Below are 14,937 nucleotides of genomic sequence, written 5' to 3'. Positions count from 1 at the left end.
AATAATAAAACAGGCTATCCGAAAGTTCTTCGGATAGCCTGTTGAAAGATTGAAAGGAATCAGCGGCGGCGAACCAGTTGCCATGCGCGGCCGAGATAAGCAACGCTGGCGAAGCCGCTCCATACGTGCACCAAGCGGGTGAATGGGAAAATGACAAACAAGCCCATGCCCATTACCATATGCAATTTAAACAGAAAGCTTACATCTTTGATATAGCTGGCAGCTTCACCGCGGAAGGTTACGATATGTTGCGCCCAGTTCATCAGTTTCACCATTTCATGACCATCTGTATGGCCCATGCTCACAAAGATAGTCAACAAACCCAAACCCAAGGTGGCGATGAGCCAAATCAATACCAGTTTGTCACGCCAAGTGGTATTTGCAGCCAAGCGGTCGCATTTCAGACGACGTTGCAGCAAGATGATTAAGCCAACCATTGCGGTTGTGCCGAAGATGCCGCCCATTACCATCGCAAAGATTTGTTTGGCACCGTGGGAAACGCCTATTGCATCCCAAAACCATAAAGGTGTGAGCAGTCCAAACAAGTGTCCGAAGAATACGGCTAAAACACCGACGTGAAATAGGATATTACCTAAGCGCAACTGACCTTCGTAAAGGAGTTGGCTGGATTCACTTTTCCATGAATATTGTTCACGCTCGAAGCGGACGAGGCTGCCGAAGAAGAAGATCGCGAGGGCAATATAGGGAAAAATGCCAAAGAAGAATTGGTGCAGGGTGTTCATGTTCATGCTCCTTTTGAGGCCGTCTGAAAAGCGGCTTTAGGATAAAACTGTACGGTTTCGACGCCTGGTTTTAGCAGCGGCTCGGTACCGGAAATATCGGGACCGAATGTTTCCATGGCTTCGTCCATATCGCGCACGGGTGGTTCGATCAAGGGTTGTGGTGCGACCGGGCTGAGCTCGGTAATGCCCTGCAGCAATACGGCGTAAGGCGAGCCGCTTTTCTCAAGCTGGCCTCCGATGTGGGCAATGACATGTACGGCATCACCCAAGAGTTTTTGCGCATGCTCGGACGGCACTTGGCTCAAGTATTCCAGCAGTGCGGGCAGATAGTCGGGCAATTCGTCGTCGCCCAACTCGAAGCCGTGGTTGCGGTATTCTTGCAATAAGTCCACCATTGCGCTGCCGCGGTCTCTGTCTTCGCCGTAAACATGCTCGAAAATATAGAGTGCGTGGTTACGGTTGCGGTCGAAAGTGGCGACGTAGTTTTCCTGCAATTCGCGCAGATTGTGATTGCCTAGATAGTCTAAAAAGTTTTTCAGACGACCTTCCTGCGATTGAAGCTCGGGCCATTCTTTCAAGGCAGCCTGAAATTCAGGTAGGGCTTCGATCAGCTCGGCTTCAGGATAGCACAACAGCGCGGAAAACCATTTGTAAACGGGATTCGCGCTCATCAACGTACTCCTTCTTCACGATTTTTTTCCGCATCTTTGCGCAGACCGTGGAAAATAATCGGTGTGCCTTTGCGTTTGCCAAACAGGCTTTCTTCGCTGCTGCCGCCGGAGCAGCCGTTACCGAAGGTAAAGCCGCAGCTGGCTTTATCGCCGAAACTGTTTTCAACCATTTCTTTGTGTGAAGTCGGGATGACGAAGCGGTCTTCATAATTGGCAATAGCCATGATTTGATACATGTCTTCAACCATTTCGGGCGTAAGGCCGGTACCTTCCAGTGCTTGAGCCGGTGTTTCACCGTGAACCACTTGTCCGCGTTTGAAGCGGCGCATAGCAATCATGCGCTCCAGCGCTTCTTTGATTGGCTCAATTTTGCCGGCGGTGAGTAGGTTTGCCAGATATTTCAGCGGGATACGCATTTCATCTACGCTTGGGATAATACCGTTTTCACCCACCAGGCCGTTTTCGATGGCAGATTGAATCGGAGAGAGCGGCGGGATGTACCAAACCATTGGCAAGGTGCGGTATTCCGGGTGCAGAGGGAATGCCACTTTCCATTCCATTGCCATTTTGTACACGGGTGATTTTTGGGCGGCATCAAGCCAGCTTTGGCTGATACCTTGTTTCAATGCTTCGCGTTGTACTTCGGGGTCATGCGGGTTGAGGAATACGCCCAGTTGCTGTTCGTACAGGTCTTGCGGATTTTCCACTGACGCGGCTTGTTCGATTTTGTCTGCATCGTACAGCAGTACGCCCAAATAGCGGATGCGGCCTACGCAGGTTTCGGAACATACAGTCGGCTGGCCGCCTTCGATACGCGGATAGCAGAATGTACATTTTTCAGCTTTGCCGGAAGTCCAGTTGTAGTAGATTTTTTTGTAGGGGCAACCGGATACGCACATACGCCAGCCGCGGCATTTGTCTTGGTCGATCAGTACGATGCCGTCGTCTTCGCGTTTGTAGATGCTGCCTGACGGGCAGGATGCCACACAGGTTGGGTTCAAACAATGCTCACACAGACGAGGCAGGTACATCATGAAGGTTTGTTCGAACGCAGCGTGCATGTCTTTTTGAATACCTTCAAACAGTACGTCTTTTGCACGTTTTTCAAATTCGCCTGCCAAATCGTCTTCCCAGTTCGGACCCCATTCCACTTTGTCCATTTTTTTGCCGGTGAGCACAGAGACAGGACGGGCGGTCGGCGGCGTTTTCATTTTCGGCGCGTTTTGCAGATGCTCGTAATCGTAGGTGAACGGCTCGTAGTAGTCGTCGATTTGCGGCATGTTTGGGTTGGCAAAAATATTCGCCAAAATCTTCAATTTGCCGCCTTGCTTAGGTACCAGTTTGCCGTTGGGTTTGCGCACCCAGCCGCCATTCCATTTGTTTTGGTCTTCCCAGTTTTTCGGAAAGCCGATGCCTGGCTTGGTTTCGACGTTGTTAAACCACGCATACTCTACGCCGTCACGCGAAGTCCAGACATTCTTGCAGGTAACGGAGCAGGTATGGCAGCCGATACATTTGTCTAAGTTCAGAACCATGCCGACTTGTGCTCTGATTTTCATGGTAGTGTTCCTTTTGGTTTGGTTTCTAGATGGCCTGTCTAGCAAGCCATTTGAACATGGCTGTTAATTATGGGGTGGTAATGGTAGCTTATTTTAAAAAAATTTTGACGCTTAAGAGTTTATAGGAGCGCATACAAGAAAAATATGCATAGAAAGCGTAGCCTGAAACAGCAAAATAAGGGGAAAGGACTAGCTTAAAGATTAAAAGTATATACTACTTTAGTATTATCGAGTAGGGGATGAAAAAAACGTTGTGGCCGGATTACAAAAATAAGGAAGACGGTGAAAACGGCAGACTTCATAGCCATAAAATGGAAAACACGCGTGTGAATAAGGCAGCCTGCCGTGTGGCGGGTTAATATTTTAAGGTAAGTTTCGTTTGACGGATCGCTTTATCCAGTCAAGAACGGTATCGGTATCTGCGGGCAGTTCCCCACTCACTCCGCCTGAAAAGCTTCGCCAATCAGGCAGGTATTTGCTGTGCAAGGTGGTCAAAACCGGAATGCCTGAGCTGATGGCGGTCAGGTATTCCGACAACAAACCGCGGTTATCGATTTCTGCATGGCCAAATTTGTTAATGACTACCAAATCCGTACCTTCCACTATGGCTTCGCGAATCACCGAACCCGCCGCCGCCAGTGCGCCGGCGTCTAGTTTGCAGCCGCTGGAATGGTTGCCGAGATTTTGGAAGATGGAAAAGCGCCGATTGTCTGCGACGGAAGCCAGCTCCGAATTGCTGTGCTTACCTTCGTTGTCTATCGGGTTTAATAGTCCGGCCACGCGCCATCCGTCTTGTTGCAACCGACGCACGGCCTGCCATAATGCAGTTATCGCAGCATTGCCTTCATCAGCATATACTACGGCAGCGATGGCATATTCTGATTGTTGTTCTATCTGATTGGACATAAATTTGCTTTCAAGTGTATTGGAGTTTTGGGCAAAATCTTGCAATGTTGTCACAAATGTTAAAACGTTTGGATCTCTTGGAACTATTGTCCTTAGGTGTTAGTCGGAAAATTGCAGGGACAGTATAGCCGTCATTAGAGATAAAATGGCCGGCTCATTAAACAAAAGGTCGTCTGAAACCCGCGATACAGGCTTTCAGACGACCTTTCTTATTGCTTAAGAACGTTGAAACAGATTATTTGGCTGCTTCAGGTTGGCTGGCTGCTTGGCTGGCGGCTGCCGCTTTATCGCCTTCTTTGGCAAAGTATTTGGCGTGGATTTTGTCGTATTCGCCGCTGTCGCGTACTTTTTTCAGCGCTTCGTTCAGCATTTTGACGGTCGCTTCGTCGCCTTTGCGTGCGGCTATGCCGTAGTTTTCAATCGTGAAATCAGGCAGGGTGATGAAGTCCATGCTTTTGGTCGGGTTGTTTTTCACATAGTTGGCGATGACCGCGCTGTCGCTGACTACGGCATCGACGCCGCCGTTTTCCAGCTCTTTGATGACCAAAGGAACGCTCTCGAAGCGGGCGATTTTAGGATTGTCGTTGCCCAAGAGTTTGGAAACGGAGAAGTCGCCGGTTTGTCCGGTAACGACACCGACTTTCGCCATGTTTTTGAGGTCGTCTGAAGAGGCGACTTTTTTACCTTTGGGAACGAGGACGACTTGGGTGATTTCAAAATAAGGGTCGGTGAAATCCATGGACTGCTTGCGCTCGTCGGTAATGGTTACGCCGGAAATGACGATATCCGTATCGCCGTTTTTGAGTGCGGGGAAGAGGCTGTCCCAAGGCTGGTGTTTGAATTCGACTTTGAATCCGCCGGCTTTTGCCATCGCGTTCATCAAATCGACGTCGAAACCTTCAACGTTGCCGGCGGAATCCAATGATTCGAAAGGGGCGAATTCGGCGTTGGCGGCGACGCGGTACACTTTGTCGGCTTTAGGGGCTGACGAGGAAGCATCTTTGCTTTGGCCGCCGCAGGCGGAGAGTGCCAGCGCGGAGCAGGCGAGGGCGGCTGCAATCCATTTTTTCATGTTCATGGGGAGGTTCCTTCTTTACGGATATTAATAAATAAACGGATAGTTTAACACGGTTTGGTAAAATCGCTACGCGTCAGTGGTCTTTTTCGCGGAAAAAAGCGTAGGTTACGTCATGGAAGAGGTCGGTATGCGGGCTGTCTTCGTAGTTCAATTCGGCGAGCGCGTCTTCGAAGGCAAGCTGGATGGACTCGACGGCTTCGTTTGCCATGTCGGACGGCAGCGAACGGATCAGGCCTTTGAGGGCGGTGGCGAGGACGTGGTTCTGCATACGCAAAACGTCGTTGGCTTCTTCCAAATATTCGAGGCGTTGTTCGATGCTGCTCATGATGTGTTCCTGGGAATCTGTTAAAATACCGCATTATAGCAAATCACGGCATTCGCTATGCGCGTGAAATGAAATGACACAACGGAAGAACGAAAGCAAAAAATGGATACGAATCGTCCCGATACGCCACAACAAACGGATGAAAGCCTGGATTGGGAAAGCCGCTTGGAAAAGCTGCGGCAAACCCGCCAATTGAACGCACCTTACACACACGCGCCTTTGGTGCGCGAATCTCAAGAGCCTGCCTTCGAGCAGAAGCCCAAAGCCAAGTCGGTCAAGCTCGACGATGCCAACCGCGATGCCGTGCTGACGGAATATCTGCGCAAATGGCAGGAGGAACACAACGCCATGCTGGAGGAAGAAGCCGGTGAAACGGCGGAGACCGATGCGATGGTGATTTTGCAGGAAAACTGGCTGAACGCGCAGTCTTCGCTGCAAATGAGCGCGTCCGACAGGCAAATTGAGTCCACGCGCACGGTTTGGCTGAACCCGAAACGTAAAACGGTCGAATTTGACGCGCCTGTAAAAGACGCGCCTGTCAAAGATGAAGCAACGTCGTCTGAAAACGAAAATCCGCAGGCGCAAGAGCAGGTTTCAGACGACCTCAAACAAGAAACGCCGCCGATTACCGTCCATATCAACGTGTTGAACCCGCAGGTTATCAACCGCAGGGAAGTGTTCTGCATTTCCGAGCAAGACCTGAGCGAGCGTTTGATCAAACGCCTGCGCCCGCACGTCGCCGACGCCGTCAACGGCATGATACGCACCGCCGTGCAGAAACAAATGGCGCTGTTTACCTACCAGCTCCAACAAACCCTCAGCGAACAGGCGCCCGATTTGGTGGAACAGCTTTTGGATTACAACGTGAAAAAAATCCTGAATGACATCAAATACGAAATGAAATACAGTCAGGGGAACAAAAAAGCGTGATAACGCAGCCGCCGCTTCAGGTATCGGACTGAAAATGCTGATTTTTCCGCTGGTTTTGTATATAATGGTGGCTCACGTTATCGTGATTTAACTCCTTTCAAATAATTTATGCCCGATGAACCGTCGGGCATTTTTTTGGGCGTGGATTTTATGAACAAAAACAAATGGATTTGGATACTGATTGTTGCCGCCGTGGTAGTCGGTTATCAAAAAATGCAGCAGGGGCGGCAAGGTCAGGCAGCGGATGCCGTACCAACCCAAACGCAGCCTCAAACCCAAGCGGGAAAACGCCAATCTGAGCAGTCTGAATCCAAAAAATCGCAACCGAAGCAGCCGAAATCCGACCGCCAAGCAGGGCAGGGCAGTGCGGAACAAATATTGCAGCAAGCCTTTGAAAACCAACAGAGCGATATTCAGGTGAAAGGTGCGGGTACGGTTCTTAAAACGCTGCCCGACGACAACCAAGGCACGCGCCATCAGCGTTTTATCTTGAAACTGTCCAGCGGGCAAACGCTTTTAGTGGCGCACAACATCGACCTCGCCGAAAAAATCAAAGGCTTGAAAAAAGGCGATAAAGTCGGCTTCTACGGCGAATACGAATGGTCGGAGCAGGGCGGCGTCCTCCATTGGACGCACCACGACCCCGCAGGCCGCCATACCGACGGCTGGCTGGAACACGACGGGCGGGTTTATCAATAAAAGCTTGGAACGATTGCAAAAGGTCGTCTGAAAAACGTTTTCAGACGACCTTTTGCCATTCGCCGCCAAACTTGAAAGACGGCGCAAATAAGCGCAAAATGTTAACAAGTTAACCTATGGCTTCTCTTATTTATAGTGGATTAACTAAATCAGGACAAGGCGACGAAGCCGCAGACAGTACAGATAGTACGGAACCGATTCACTTGGTGCTTCAGCACCTTAGAGAATCGTTCTCTTTGAGCTAAGGCGAGGTAACGCCGTACCGGTTTAAAGTTAATCCACTATTAAGACATCAAACAAACCTGCTGAACAAGATTGGAAAACAAATGAGTAAAAAACTCCACCCGCAGACGCTCGCCATACGCGGCGGCAAAGAGCAAACCGAATACCGCGAACACAATCAGGCATTGTTTCTCACCAGCAGCTTCATGTGGGACAGCGCCCAACATGCCGCTGATTTGTTTTCCAAAAAAATCAAAGGGTTCACTTATACCCGTACTGCCAACCCGACCACAGCCGCCTTTGAAAAACGCATCGCTGCCTTAGAAGGCGCGGAACGCGCGGTCGCCACTTCGACCGGTATGTCCGCGATTCAGGCGGCGTTTTTCACCTTCCTGCAGGCGGGCGACCATGTGATTTCCAGCCGCAGCCTGTTCGGCACGACCGTCGGCTTTATCAATAACATCGTCACCAAATTCGGCATCGAAGTGAGCCATGTGTCGCCGACCGATGTGGACGAATGGAAAGCCGCCGTCAAAGCCAACACCAAAATGCTGTTTTTGGAAACACCGTCCAACCCCTTGGGCGAAGTGGCCGACTTGGAAGCCTTGGCAGAATTGGCGCACAGCATCGGTGCGCTTTTGGTGGTGGACAACAGCCTGCTGTCGCCCGTCGGCTCGCAGCCTTTGAAACACGGCGCGGATATTTCCGTTTCCTCCGCAACCAAAGCCATCGACGGACACGGGCGCGTGATGGGCGGCGTGTTGGCGGGTTCGGAAGAATTGATGACGCAGGTCGCTGTTTACTGCAACTCTTGCGGGCTGGCGATGTCGCCGTTTAACGCATGGCAGTTGTTGAGCGGCGTAGAAACCCTGTCGCTGCGTATGGAAAAACAGTTCGACAACGCCCTGAAAATCGCCCAATGGCTGCAAGCGCAGCCGCAGGTTCAAGCCGTTTACTACACCGGATTGCCTGACCATCCGCAGGCGGAGCTTATCCGCAAACAGCAAAACGGCGGCGGCATCGTCATCGGCTTTGAAGTCGCCGACACTGACGCCGCGTGGAAAATCGTGGACAGCGTTGAACTCTTCTCCCGTACTGCCAACCTCGGCGACGTGCGCTCGACCATTACCCACCCGTGGACAACCACGCACGGTAGAATGCAGCCCGAAGAAAAACTCGCCGCCAATATTCGCCCCGGACTGGTGCGCCTGTCCGTCGGTTTGGAATACGTCGATGATTTGATTGATGATTTGAAACAGGCATTGGCGCGTTAAGCCAAACGCCCGACAGACGGCATTTGCTGAACCATTACATTTCAGACGACCTCTTGGCGTTTCAAAGGTCGTCTGAAAACATTAAAATACACACAACATCAAATAAGGAAATCAATTATGAGTGAAGCGGAATTTTCCGATTGGGCGATGAAAATCTGCCTGACCGGACTGGTTATTTTCTTGGGTTTTATCGTCTGGAACTTGGGCAAGGAATCCAAGGCGGGCAAATTTGGCATCGCGATTTTGTTCCTGGTATTGGGCTTGGGTGTGTTCGGCTTTATTTTCAAAGAAGTGCTGATTAAATTCATCGCCCTGCCTTGAGGTGGCAAACTAAGAAGAATAAGGGAAAGGTCGTCTGAAAAACTTAAATCTGGGTTTTCAGACGACCTTTCGTTTGCCATACTGTGTTAACGGATGTCCATAGGCGCGAAGGATTTGACGGTTTCGTCCACGGCTTTGACGCGGGTCAGGAAGTCTTCCAGTTGGGCAAGCGGCAGGGCGCTGGGGCCGTCGCATTTGGCTTGGTCGGGGTTGGGGTGTGATTCGAGGAAGAGGCCTGCGAGGCGGGTTGCCATGCCGGCGAGCGCCAAATCCAGCACTTGCGCGCGTCGTCCGCCGGATGCAGCGGCACCGGATTCGCGGGTTTGTAGGGAGTGGGTGACGTCGAAGATGACGGGCAGGCCGCCGCAGGTTTGTTTCATGACGCCGAAGCCGAGCATATCGACGACGAGGTTGTCGTAGCCGAAGTTGGCACCGCGTTCGCACAGGATGATTTGTCCGTTGCCTGCTTCTTGGAATTTTTCGACGATGTTTTTCATCTGCGAGGGGCTGAGGAACTGGGGTTTTTTGATGTTGATGACGTTGCCGGTTTTTGCCATGGCGACGACGAGGTCGGTTTGGCGGGCGAGGAAGGCGGGCAGTTGGATGACGTCGCAGACTTTGGCGACGGGGGCGCATTGGTAGGGTTCGTGGACGTCGGTGATGACGGGTACGTCAAACTCGCGTTTGACGGCTTGGAAGATTTTCATGCCTTCGTCCAAGCCGACGCCGCGGAAGGAGTGGATGGAGGAGCGGTTGGCTTTGTCGAAGGAGGCTTTGAAGACGTAGGGGATGCCGAGTTTGTCGGTCACTTTGACGTATTGTTCGCAGGCTTTGAGGGTGGAGTCTAGGTCTTCCAAGACGTTGATTCCGCCGAACAGGGTAAAGGGGAGGTCGTTGCCGACGGTGAGGTTGTTGATGCGGATGTTCATGATGATGGGGCTTTCTCGAAGGTCGTCTGAAAATGGCTGAAAGGTCGTCTGAAAGCGGATTTTGCGGTTTCAGACGACCTTTGTGTTTTATAGGACGGTGTGCGGCGGCTCGTAGGAGAGGATGTCGAGGATTTTGTTGTGTTCGTCCACGAGGACGACTTTGGGTTCGTGCGCGGCGATTTCGGGTTCGGACAGCATGACGTAGGACATGATGATGACGATGTCGCCTTTTTGGACGAGCCGTGCAGCGGCACCGTTGAGGCAGACGACGCCGCTGCCGCGTTCGCCGGGGATGGTGTAGGTTTCGAAGCGTTCGCCGTTGTTGTTGTTGACGATGGCGACTTTTTCGTTAACGAGGATGCCTGCGGCGTCGAGCAGGTCTTGGTCTATGGTGATGCTGCCGACGTAGTTGAGGTCGGCCTCGGTAACGGTGGCGCGGTGTATCTTGCCGCCGAGCATGGTGCGGAACATGGGTTTCCTTTTGGTTTTGGATTGCGGATGCAGACGTATAGTGGATTAAATTTAAATCAGGACAAGGCGACGAAGCCGCAGACAGTACAGATAGTACGGCAAGGCGAGGCAACGCCGTACTGGTTTAAAGTTAATCCACTATAAGGTCGTCTGAAAATCAAAAGCCGTCATTATAGTGGACTTCCCTGTAAATTCATAATGATGCTTGTGCGTTTTTCAGACGACGCGGCTGTTTTATATAGTGGATTAAATTTAAATCAGGACAAGGCGACGAAGCAGCAGACAGTACAGATAGTACGGAACCGATTCACTTGGTGCTTCAGCACCTTAGAGAATCGTTCTCTTTGAGCTAAGGCGAGGCAACGCCGTACTGGGTTAAAGTTAATTCACTATAAACCGAGACACCGCTTCAGCCAACGCAAATAGGGGGCGTATCCGCGCGATACGTTTTGCATCAGGATTTGCGGGCATTCGTAGCTGTGGTTGGCGAGGATGGTTTTTTGGATTTCGCGGTAGCAGTGGCGCGAGGTTTTGATGGTGATGCGGATTTCGTTGTCGCGGCAGATTTCGCCGTTCCAAAGGTATTGGCTGGTGATGGCTTCGTATTGCACGCAGGCGGCGAGTTGCTTTTCCAGAAGCAGGCTGCCGATTTTTTCGGCTTCTTCGCGGGTTGGGGCGGTGGTGGTAACGATGACGGGTTTGAACGCGGACATTTCAGACGACCTATTGGTTTTTAAACTCGATGGTTCCTTTATATCTCACCCAGTATCCGGCGGCATCGTATTTGTCTTTTTTGGCGGTTGCCACGGCTGTTTCGTCAAGCCCTTCATAACCGCTGGATTCGAGGATACTGACTTCTACGGCTTTGCCTTCGGGGGAAACCAAGATGGAAAGTTTGACGGGTTTGATGGGTTGTGCGGGATTTTGGGATGCTGGGGTGTATTCTGCCGGGTTGACGGTTTGCGTGGCTGCGGGTAGGGCAAAGGCAAGCAGCAGGGCGGGGATGATGCCGCGAATGGACATGGGTGTTTTCCTTATTTGTCGATTTGTAGAGATTTAGGGGGAAATTGTTTTTGTTTGTTTTCAGATGACCTTTTGTTTTTCGCGGGTAAAGCCCACGCTACGGGTGTTTGCACCCGTTTGGGCGGCGGGCGCGGTTTTGATTATTTGAAGTTCAATATCGGCCAACCTTTTGCTTTGGCTTCTTGTTCCAACTCGGCATCGGGATTGACGGCGACGGGTTCGTTGACGAGGCGCAGCAGCGGCAGGTCGTTTTTGGAATCGCTGTAAAAATAGGTTTTGCCATAGCTTTCGAGCGTTTCGCCGCGTTTGGCGAGCCATTGGTTCAGGCGGGTGATTTTTCCTTCTTTGAGGCTGGGCGTGCCGATGTAGTTGCCGGTGTAGCGGCCGTCGGCACCGGTTTCGAGTTGGGTGCCGATGATGTTGGTGATGCCGAAAAGGTGGCAGATGGGGGTGATGATGAACTCGTTGGTCGAGGAGATAACTAGGGTTTCGTCGCCCGCCATTTGGTGGCTCTGTACCAGCATACGCTGCATGGGCGAAATGTAGGGCGTGATGAACTCTGCCATAAATTCGCGGTGAAATTCTGCCAGCTCTTCTTTGCTGTAACGGGCGAGCGGGGCGAGGTGGAATTTGAGGAAGGCGTCGATGTCGAGGCAGCCGTTTTGGTAGTCGTGGTAGAATTTTTCGTTTTGCGCTTCGGTTTCGGCAGCGTCAACCAGCCCTTTTTTGATGAGGTATTGCGGCCAAGAGTGGTCGGAATCGGTGTTGATGAGGGTGTTGTCGAGGTCGAAGATGGCAAGGTTTTTCATTGGGTTTCCTGTTGTTTCAGAAGCTGGCGAAGAAGCGGCAGGGTGATGCGTTTGCCCATGGTAACGGCGTAGTTGTCCAGCGTGTCGAGCATCTGCATCAGGCTGTCCATGTCGCGCCGCCAGTGGTTGAGCAGGTATTCGAAGATTTCGGGGTCTATGGTGACTTGGCGCGCCGCCGCCATGCTGACGAGCGCGTCGATTTTTTCTTGGTCGGTCAGGGGTTTGACTTCGTAAACGAGACAGTAGGCCATGCGGGTGCGCAAGTCTTCGCGGATGACGAGCTGTTGGGGCGTGTGTTCGGAGCTTAGCAGCAGAAAGCCTTTGCCGCTGTTGCGGAAACGGTTGAATACGGCAAACAGGAGGGCTTGTTCTTCGTTGCCCAGTTTTTCGATTTGGTCGATGGCGAGGTATTCTGCCTCAAAGGCGGCTTCGGTCAGTGGCGTGGCGGCGGCGTCGATATAAACGGCTTTTTTCCCCGCGTCGAGCGCTTGGGCGACCCATGCGCGCAGCAGGTGGCTTTTGCCCGCGCCTTCTTCGCCCCAGACGTAGATAAACGGGTCGTGTTTATGCTGTAACACATAGACCAGTTCGGCATTTTCCGTTCCGAGGAATTTGTCGAAACCGGGATAGCCGCGTTCGGCGAAGTCGAAAATAAGCTGGTTCACAAAGGCATACCGGATGGGTTGGAATCGGGTTTATTGTACGTTGTTTTGTCAGGGCGTATCAAGGCACGGGGTCGTCTGAAAAAGGGGCGCGCTGCATGGGTTTCATATACAATGGCGGACATTTGGCAACGCGTCTGTTTTCAGACGACCCCTGTCTTTTTTATTTCAGGAAAATCTCGTGATTTCGACCCTTATTGATTTTATCCTCCACATCGACCAGCATTTGGTCGAGATTTCCGCGCAATACGGCGTATGGATTTACGCGGTGTTGTTTTTGATTATTTTCTGCGAAACCGGTTTGGTGGTTACGCCGTTTCTGCCGGGCGATTCGCTGCTGTTTGCCGCGGGCGGGATTGCCACGGTCGGTAGTATGAATATTCATGTCATGATTGCGCTGCTTTTGGCCGCCGCAATTTTGGGCGATGCCGCCAACTTCATGATCGGCAAATTTTTCGGGCGCAAACTCTTTGCCAACCCCGATTCCAAAATCTTCCGCCAGTCGTATCTGGAGAAAACCCACGCGTTCTACGAAAAACACGGCGGTAAAACCATCATCATCGCCCGCTTCGTACCGATTGTGCGGACGTTCGCCCCGTTTGTCGCGGGCATGGGCAGTATGCACTACGGTACCTTCATCCGCTACAACATCATCGGCGCGGTATTGTGGGTCTTGTCGTTTTCCTATGCCGGCTATTTCTTCGCCAATATTCCGGTTGTCAAAAACAATCTGGCATTGGTGATGGTGGCGATTATCGTGATTTCCATCCTTCCGGGCGTGGTCGAAGTCCTCCGCGCGAGAAGGGCGGCGAAGAAATAAAAATTGTTTGAACCATAAGAGAAGGTCGTCTGAAAACGTTTTTCAGACGACCTTTTCTTGCCAACCGATTTATTCGGCTTGTTCTTTCAACACGGCTTCAATCAATTCCTGCGCGCCGTCGTCCGCCAGTTTTTTGGCGACTGCACGTCCGAGTGCGTCGGCGTAGGCGGCGGGGGCTTGCGCGTCTGCCTGCAAGATTACCGAGCCGTCGGGGTGTCCGACCAGTCCGCGCAGGGTGAGCAGGCCGTTTTCTTCGGTGCAATACGCGGCAAGCGGGACTTGGCAGCTTCCGCCCAGAGCGCGGGCGAGGGCGCGTTCGGCGGTCACGCAGGCGTGTGTGACATCGTGGTTTAAGGGTTTCAATACGTCGAGAAGGTCGGTGCGGTGTGCGGCGATTTCGATGCCCAACGCGCCTTGTCCTGCGGCGGGCAGGCTGTCGGCTTCGGAGAGAATCAGGCGGATGCGTTCGTCCAGTTCCAAACGCTGCAATCCGGCGGCAGCGAGGATGATGGCATCGTATTCGCCGTTGTCGAGTTTGGACAGGCGGGTTTGTACGTTGCCGCGCAGGGGCTTGATGACTAAGTGCGGATAGCGGGCGCGTAACTGGGCTTCGCGGCGCAGGCTGGATGTGCCGACGACGGCACCTTTGGGCATTTCTTCCAAACGAGCGTACTGATTGGATACGAACGCGTCAAACGGATTGGCGCGCTCGCTGATGGCGGCAAGGGCGAAGCCTTCGGGCAAATCCATCGGCACGTCTTTAATCGAATGCACTGCCAAATCGGCGCGACCGTCCTGCAAGGCTTGTTCCAACTCTTTGATAAACAGGCCTTTGCCGCCGATTTTCGACAGGGTTTTGTCCAAAATCTGGTCGCCGCGTGTGGTCATGCCCAAGATTTCGACTTCGCAGTCGGGATACAGGGTTTTCAGACGACCTTGGATATGTTTTGCCTGCCACATGGCAAGCAGGCTTTCGCGGCTGGCGATAACGAGTTTTTTCGGGTTCATTTGCAGTTTCTGATTTTCTAATTCATGAGGCGGGAAGTTCGACAGTCTAACACAAACTTTCTACGCTAACCGCCTGACTGTACTTGCCCAAGGGGCCGAATCCGTTGCCTTGGTTTTGCTCTTTGGTCAGCACTTTTCCCTGAATGCAGATATTGTTCAGGGTAACGTTATATGAGCCGGAACTCAGGCGTTTTTTTTCTACTTGGTCCATCAGGCTTTCGCCTCCGTTGATGAAATAGGTCTTCCCGTCGGCGGTAAATTCAGCCTGTTCGAGCGAATAATGGACTGTCCCTGTCATTTTGACCGTGTCGCCGCCACTTTTTTCGACCGGAGTTTCCGTCGGTTTGCCAGCAGACGTTTCGATTTTGTTTTGCGGGGAACAGGCTGTCAGGGCAATCAGTATGGGGAAAAGAAATTTGTTCATTTGCAATTACCGTGGTTGATAAAGGTATTCCGCTGCGAAGCTGTCGGAGAAGCCGTTGCACTA

Annotated in this window: 21 protein-coding genes and 2 pseudogenes; 7 read left to right on the top strand and 16 right to left on the bottom strand. The window is 52.0% G+C overall.

Annotated features, from left to right (window positions below; genetic code table 11):
* Positions 1-59: 59 nt before the first annotated feature.
* The 6 genes from narI to NM96_08785 form a co-directional block, all read right to left on the bottom strand.
* Entirely contained in the window at positions 60-749 is a 690-nt protein-coding gene (gene narI / locus NM96_08810) for a respiratory nitrate reductase subunit gamma (GenBank protein ID AVR79420.1), read from the bottom strand.
* Positions 746-1,414, bottom strand: a complete 669-nt coding sequence (gene narJ / locus NM96_08805) for a nitrate reductase molybdenum cofactor assembly chaperone (protein ID AVR79419.1) — start codon at positions 1,412-1,414, stop codon at positions 746-748. Before narJ ends, narI begins: the two co-directional genes overlap by 4 nt.
* Positions 1,414-2,973 carry a nitrate reductase subunit beta gene (narH, locus tag NM96_08800; protein ID AVR79418.1) on the bottom strand — a complete coding sequence of 520 codons (1,560 nt, stop codon included), beginning with the start codon at positions 2,971-2,973 and terminating at the stop codon, positions 1,414-1,416. The genes narJ and narH overlap by 1 nt, the downstream gene beginning before the upstream one ends.
* Before the next feature lie 363 nt (positions 2,974-3,336).
* Positions 3,337-3,879 carry a molybdenum ABC transporter ATP-binding protein gene (locus NM96_08795; GenBank protein ID AVR79417.1) on the bottom strand — a complete coding sequence of 181 codons (543 nt, stop codon included), beginning with the start codon at positions 3,877-3,879 and terminating at the stop codon, positions 3,337-3,339.
* 235 nt (positions 3,880-4,114) lie between these two features.
* Positions 4,115-4,957 (bottom strand): basic amino acid ABC transporter substrate-binding protein, encoded by an 843-nt coding sequence (locus NM96_08790; GenBank protein ID AVR79416.1) that lies wholly within the window; start codon positions 4,955-4,957, stop codon positions 4,115-4,117.
* Positions 4,958-5,030: 73 nt separating this feature from the next.
* Positions 5,031-5,282, bottom strand: a complete 252-nt coding sequence (locus tag NM96_08785; GenBank protein AVR79415.1) for a hypothetical protein — start codon at positions 5,280-5,282, stop codon at positions 5,031-5,033.
* 102 nt (positions 5,283-5,384) lie between these two features.
* Between NM96_08785 and NM96_08780 the strand changes: the two genes are divergently transcribed.
* A complete protein-coding gene (locus tag NM96_08780) occupies positions 5,385-6,212 on the top strand; it encodes a hypothetical protein (GenBank protein ID AVR79414.1) in 828 nt (275 codons plus the stop codon).
* 108 nt (positions 6,213-6,320) lie between these two features.
* Positions 6,321-6,911 carry a hypothetical protein gene (locus tag NM96_08775; GenBank protein AVR79413.1) on the top strand — a complete coding sequence of 197 codons (591 nt, stop codon included), beginning with the start codon at positions 6,321-6,323 and terminating at the stop codon, positions 6,909-6,911.
* Between the two features lie 147 nt (positions 6,912-7,058).
* Here NM96_08775 and NM96_08770 read toward each other — a convergent pair.
* A pseudogene (locus NM96_08770) lies at positions 7,059-7,178 on the bottom strand (IS5/IS1182 family transposase).
* Positions 7,179-7,237: 59 nt separating this feature from the next.
* Here NM96_08770 and metZ point away from each other — a divergent pair.
* Together metZ and NM96_08760 are read left to right on the top strand one after the other, a co-directional pair.
* Positions 7,238-8,407: an O-succinylhomoserine sulfhydrylase gene (metZ, locus tag NM96_08765; protein ID AVR79412.1), complete on the top strand. Its 1,170-nt coding sequence runs from the start codon at positions 7,238-7,240 to the stop codon at positions 8,405-8,407.
* Positions 8,408-8,524: 117 nt separating this feature from the next.
* A complete protein-coding gene (locus NM96_08760; GenBank protein AVR79411.1) occupies positions 8,525-8,728 on the top strand; it encodes a DUF2788 domain-containing protein in 204 nt (67 codons plus the stop codon).
* An 86-nt stretch (positions 8,729-8,814) separates the two neighbouring features.
* On the opposite strand, the gene NM96_08755 is transcribed toward NM96_08760, so the two are convergent.
* Both NM96_08755 and panD read right to left on the bottom strand, forming a co-directional pair.
* The gene (locus NM96_08755) at positions 8,815-9,657 is read right to left on the bottom strand and encodes a 3-deoxy-8-phosphooctulonate synthase (protein ID AVR79410.1); all 843 of its coding nucleotides are present in this window, start codon (positions 9,655-9,657) and stop codon (positions 8,815-8,817) included.
* Positions 9,658-9,744: 87 nt separating this feature from the next.
* Positions 9,745-10,128, bottom strand: coding sequence for an aspartate 1-decarboxylase (panD, locus tag NM96_08750; protein ID AVR79409.1), 384 nt, complete (start codon positions 10,126-10,128; stop codon positions 9,745-9,747).
* Between panD and NM96_08745 the strand changes: the two genes are divergently transcribed.
* Positions 10,096-10,272, top strand: coding sequence for a transposase (locus tag NM96_08745; protein ID AVR80305.1), 177 nt, complete (start codon positions 10,096-10,098; stop codon positions 10,270-10,272). The genes panD and NM96_08745 overlap by 33 nt on opposite strands.
* 111 nt (positions 10,273-10,383) lie before the next feature.
* On the opposite strand, the pseudogene NM96_08740 reads toward NM96_08745, so the two are convergent.
* The 5 genes and pseudogenes from NM96_08740 to NM96_08720 all read right to left on the bottom strand — a co-directional run bounded on the left by NM96_08740 (position 10,384) and on the right by NM96_08720 (position 12,625).
* Positions 10,384-10,491: pseudogene (locus NM96_08740) on the bottom strand (IS5/IS1182 family transposase).
* A 26-nt stretch (positions 10,492-10,517) separates the two neighbouring features.
* Complete coding sequence (locus NM96_08735; GenBank protein AVR79408.1) at positions 10,518-10,841, bottom strand: divalent-cation tolerance protein CutA; 324 nt, start codon at positions 10,839-10,841, stop codon at positions 10,518-10,520.
* A 10-nt stretch (positions 10,842-10,851) separates the two neighbouring features.
* Positions 10,852-11,151 carry an acyl carrier protein gene (locus NM96_08730; protein AVR79407.1) on the bottom strand — a complete coding sequence of 100 codons (300 nt, stop codon included), beginning with the start codon at positions 11,149-11,151 and terminating at the stop codon, positions 10,852-10,854.
* A 140-nt stretch (positions 11,152-11,291) separates the two neighbouring features.
* The gene (locus NM96_08725) at positions 11,292-11,960 is read right to left on the bottom strand and encodes an HAD-IB family hydrolase (protein AVR79406.1); all 669 of its coding nucleotides are present in this window, start codon (positions 11,958-11,960) and stop codon (positions 11,292-11,294) included.
* Positions 11,957-12,625 (bottom strand): DnaA regulatory inactivator Hda, encoded by a 669-nt coding sequence (locus tag NM96_08720; GenBank protein ID AVR79405.1) that lies wholly within the window; start codon positions 12,623-12,625, stop codon positions 11,957-11,959. Before NM96_08720 ends, NM96_08725 begins: the two co-directional genes overlap by 4 nt.
* A 33-nt stretch (positions 12,626-12,658) precedes the next feature.
* On the opposite strand from NM96_08720, the gene NM96_08715 reads away from it, so the two are divergent.
* Complete coding sequence (locus NM96_08715) at positions 12,659-12,823, top strand: licheninase (GenBank protein AVR80304.1); 165 nt, start codon at positions 12,659-12,661, stop codon at positions 12,821-12,823.
* Entirely contained in the window at positions 12,804-13,442 is a 639-nt protein-coding gene (locus tag NM96_08710; GenBank protein AVR79404.1) for a DedA family protein, read from the top strand. Before NM96_08715 ends, NM96_08710 begins: the two co-directional genes overlap by 20 nt.
* A gap of 69 nt (positions 13,443-13,511) precedes the next feature.
* On the opposite strand, the gene NM96_08705 is transcribed toward NM96_08710, so the two are convergent.
* Positions 13,512-14,450 (bottom strand): hydroxymethylbilane synthase, encoded by a 939-nt coding sequence (locus NM96_08705; protein ID AVR79403.1) that lies wholly within the window; start codon positions 14,448-14,450, stop codon positions 13,512-13,514.
* 46 nt (positions 14,451-14,496) lie between these two features.
* Positions 14,497-14,874 (bottom strand): hypothetical protein, encoded by a 378-nt coding sequence (locus tag NM96_08700; protein ID AVR79402.1) that lies wholly within the window; start codon positions 14,872-14,874, stop codon positions 14,497-14,499.
* Positions 14,875-14,937: the final 63 nt, after the last annotated feature.

Source organism: Neisseria mucosa (genome assembly GCA_003028315.1).
Lineage (GTDB): Bacteria > Pseudomonadota > Gammaproteobacteria > Burkholderiales > Neisseriaceae > Neisseria > Neisseria mucosa.
Note: the sequence above shows the minus strand (reverse complement) of the source record. Positions and strands in the feature narration are given on the sequence as shown.

Excerpts from the sequence above, each read along its gene's own strand:
- narI (AVR79420.1), bottom strand. The coding sequence starts at position 749 with ATGAACATGAACACCCTGCACCAATTCTTCTTTGGCATTTTTCCCTAT.
- narJ (AVR79419.1), bottom strand. The coding sequence starts at position 1,414 with ATGAGCGCGAATCCCGTTTACAAATGGTTTTCCGCGCTGTTGTGCTAT.
- narH (AVR79418.1), bottom strand. The coding sequence starts at position 2,973 with ATGAAAATCAGAGCACAAGTCGGCATGGTTCTGAACTTAGACAAATGT.
- NM96_08795 (AVR79417.1), bottom strand. The coding sequence starts at position 3,879 with ATGTCCAATCAGATAGAACAACAATCAGAATATGCCATCGCTGCCGTA.
- NM96_08790 (AVR79416.1), bottom strand. The coding sequence starts at position 4,957 with ATGAACATGAAAAAATGGATTGCAGCCGCCCTCGCCTGCTCCGCGCTG.
- NM96_08785 (AVR79415.1), bottom strand. The coding sequence starts at position 5,282 with ATGAGCAGCATCGAACAACGCCTCGAATATTTGGAAGAAGCCAACGAC.
- NM96_08780 (AVR79414.1), top strand. The coding sequence starts at position 5,385 with ATGGATACGAATCGTCCCGATACGCCACAACAAACGGATGAAAGCCTG.
- NM96_08775 (AVR79413.1), top strand. The coding sequence starts at position 6,321 with ATGCCCGATGAACCGTCGGGCATTTTTTTGGGCGTGGATTTTATGAAC.
- metZ (AVR79412.1), top strand. The coding sequence starts at position 7,238 with ATGAGTAAAAAACTCCACCCGCAGACGCTCGCCATACGCGGCGGCAAA.
- NM96_08760 (AVR79411.1), top strand. The coding sequence starts at position 8,525 with ATGAGTGAAGCGGAATTTTCCGATTGGGCGATGAAAATCTGCCTGACC.
- NM96_08755 (AVR79410.1), bottom strand. The coding sequence starts at position 9,657 with ATGAACATCCGCATCAACAACCTCACCGTCGGCAACGACCTCCCCTTT.
- panD (AVR79409.1), bottom strand. The coding sequence starts at position 10,128 with ATGTTCCGCACCATGCTCGGCGGCAAGATACACCGCGCCACCGTTACC.
- NM96_08735 (AVR79408.1), bottom strand. The coding sequence starts at position 10,841 with ATGTCCGCGTTCAAACCCGTCATCGTTACCACCACCGCCCCAACCCGC.
- NM96_08730 (AVR79407.1), bottom strand. The coding sequence starts at position 11,151 with ATGTCCATTCGCGGCATCATCCCCGCCCTGCTGCTTGCCTTTGCCCTA.
- NM96_08725 (AVR79406.1), bottom strand. The coding sequence starts at position 11,960 with ATGAAAAACCTTGCCATCTTCGACCTCGACAACACCCTCATCAACACC.
- NM96_08705 (AVR79403.1), bottom strand. The coding sequence starts at position 14,450 with ATGAACCCGAAAAAACTCGTTATCGCCAGCCGCGAAAGCCTGCTTGCC.
- NM96_08700 (AVR79402.1), bottom strand. The coding sequence starts at position 14,874 with ATGAACAAATTTCTTTTCCCCATACTGATTGCCCTGACAGCCTGTTCC.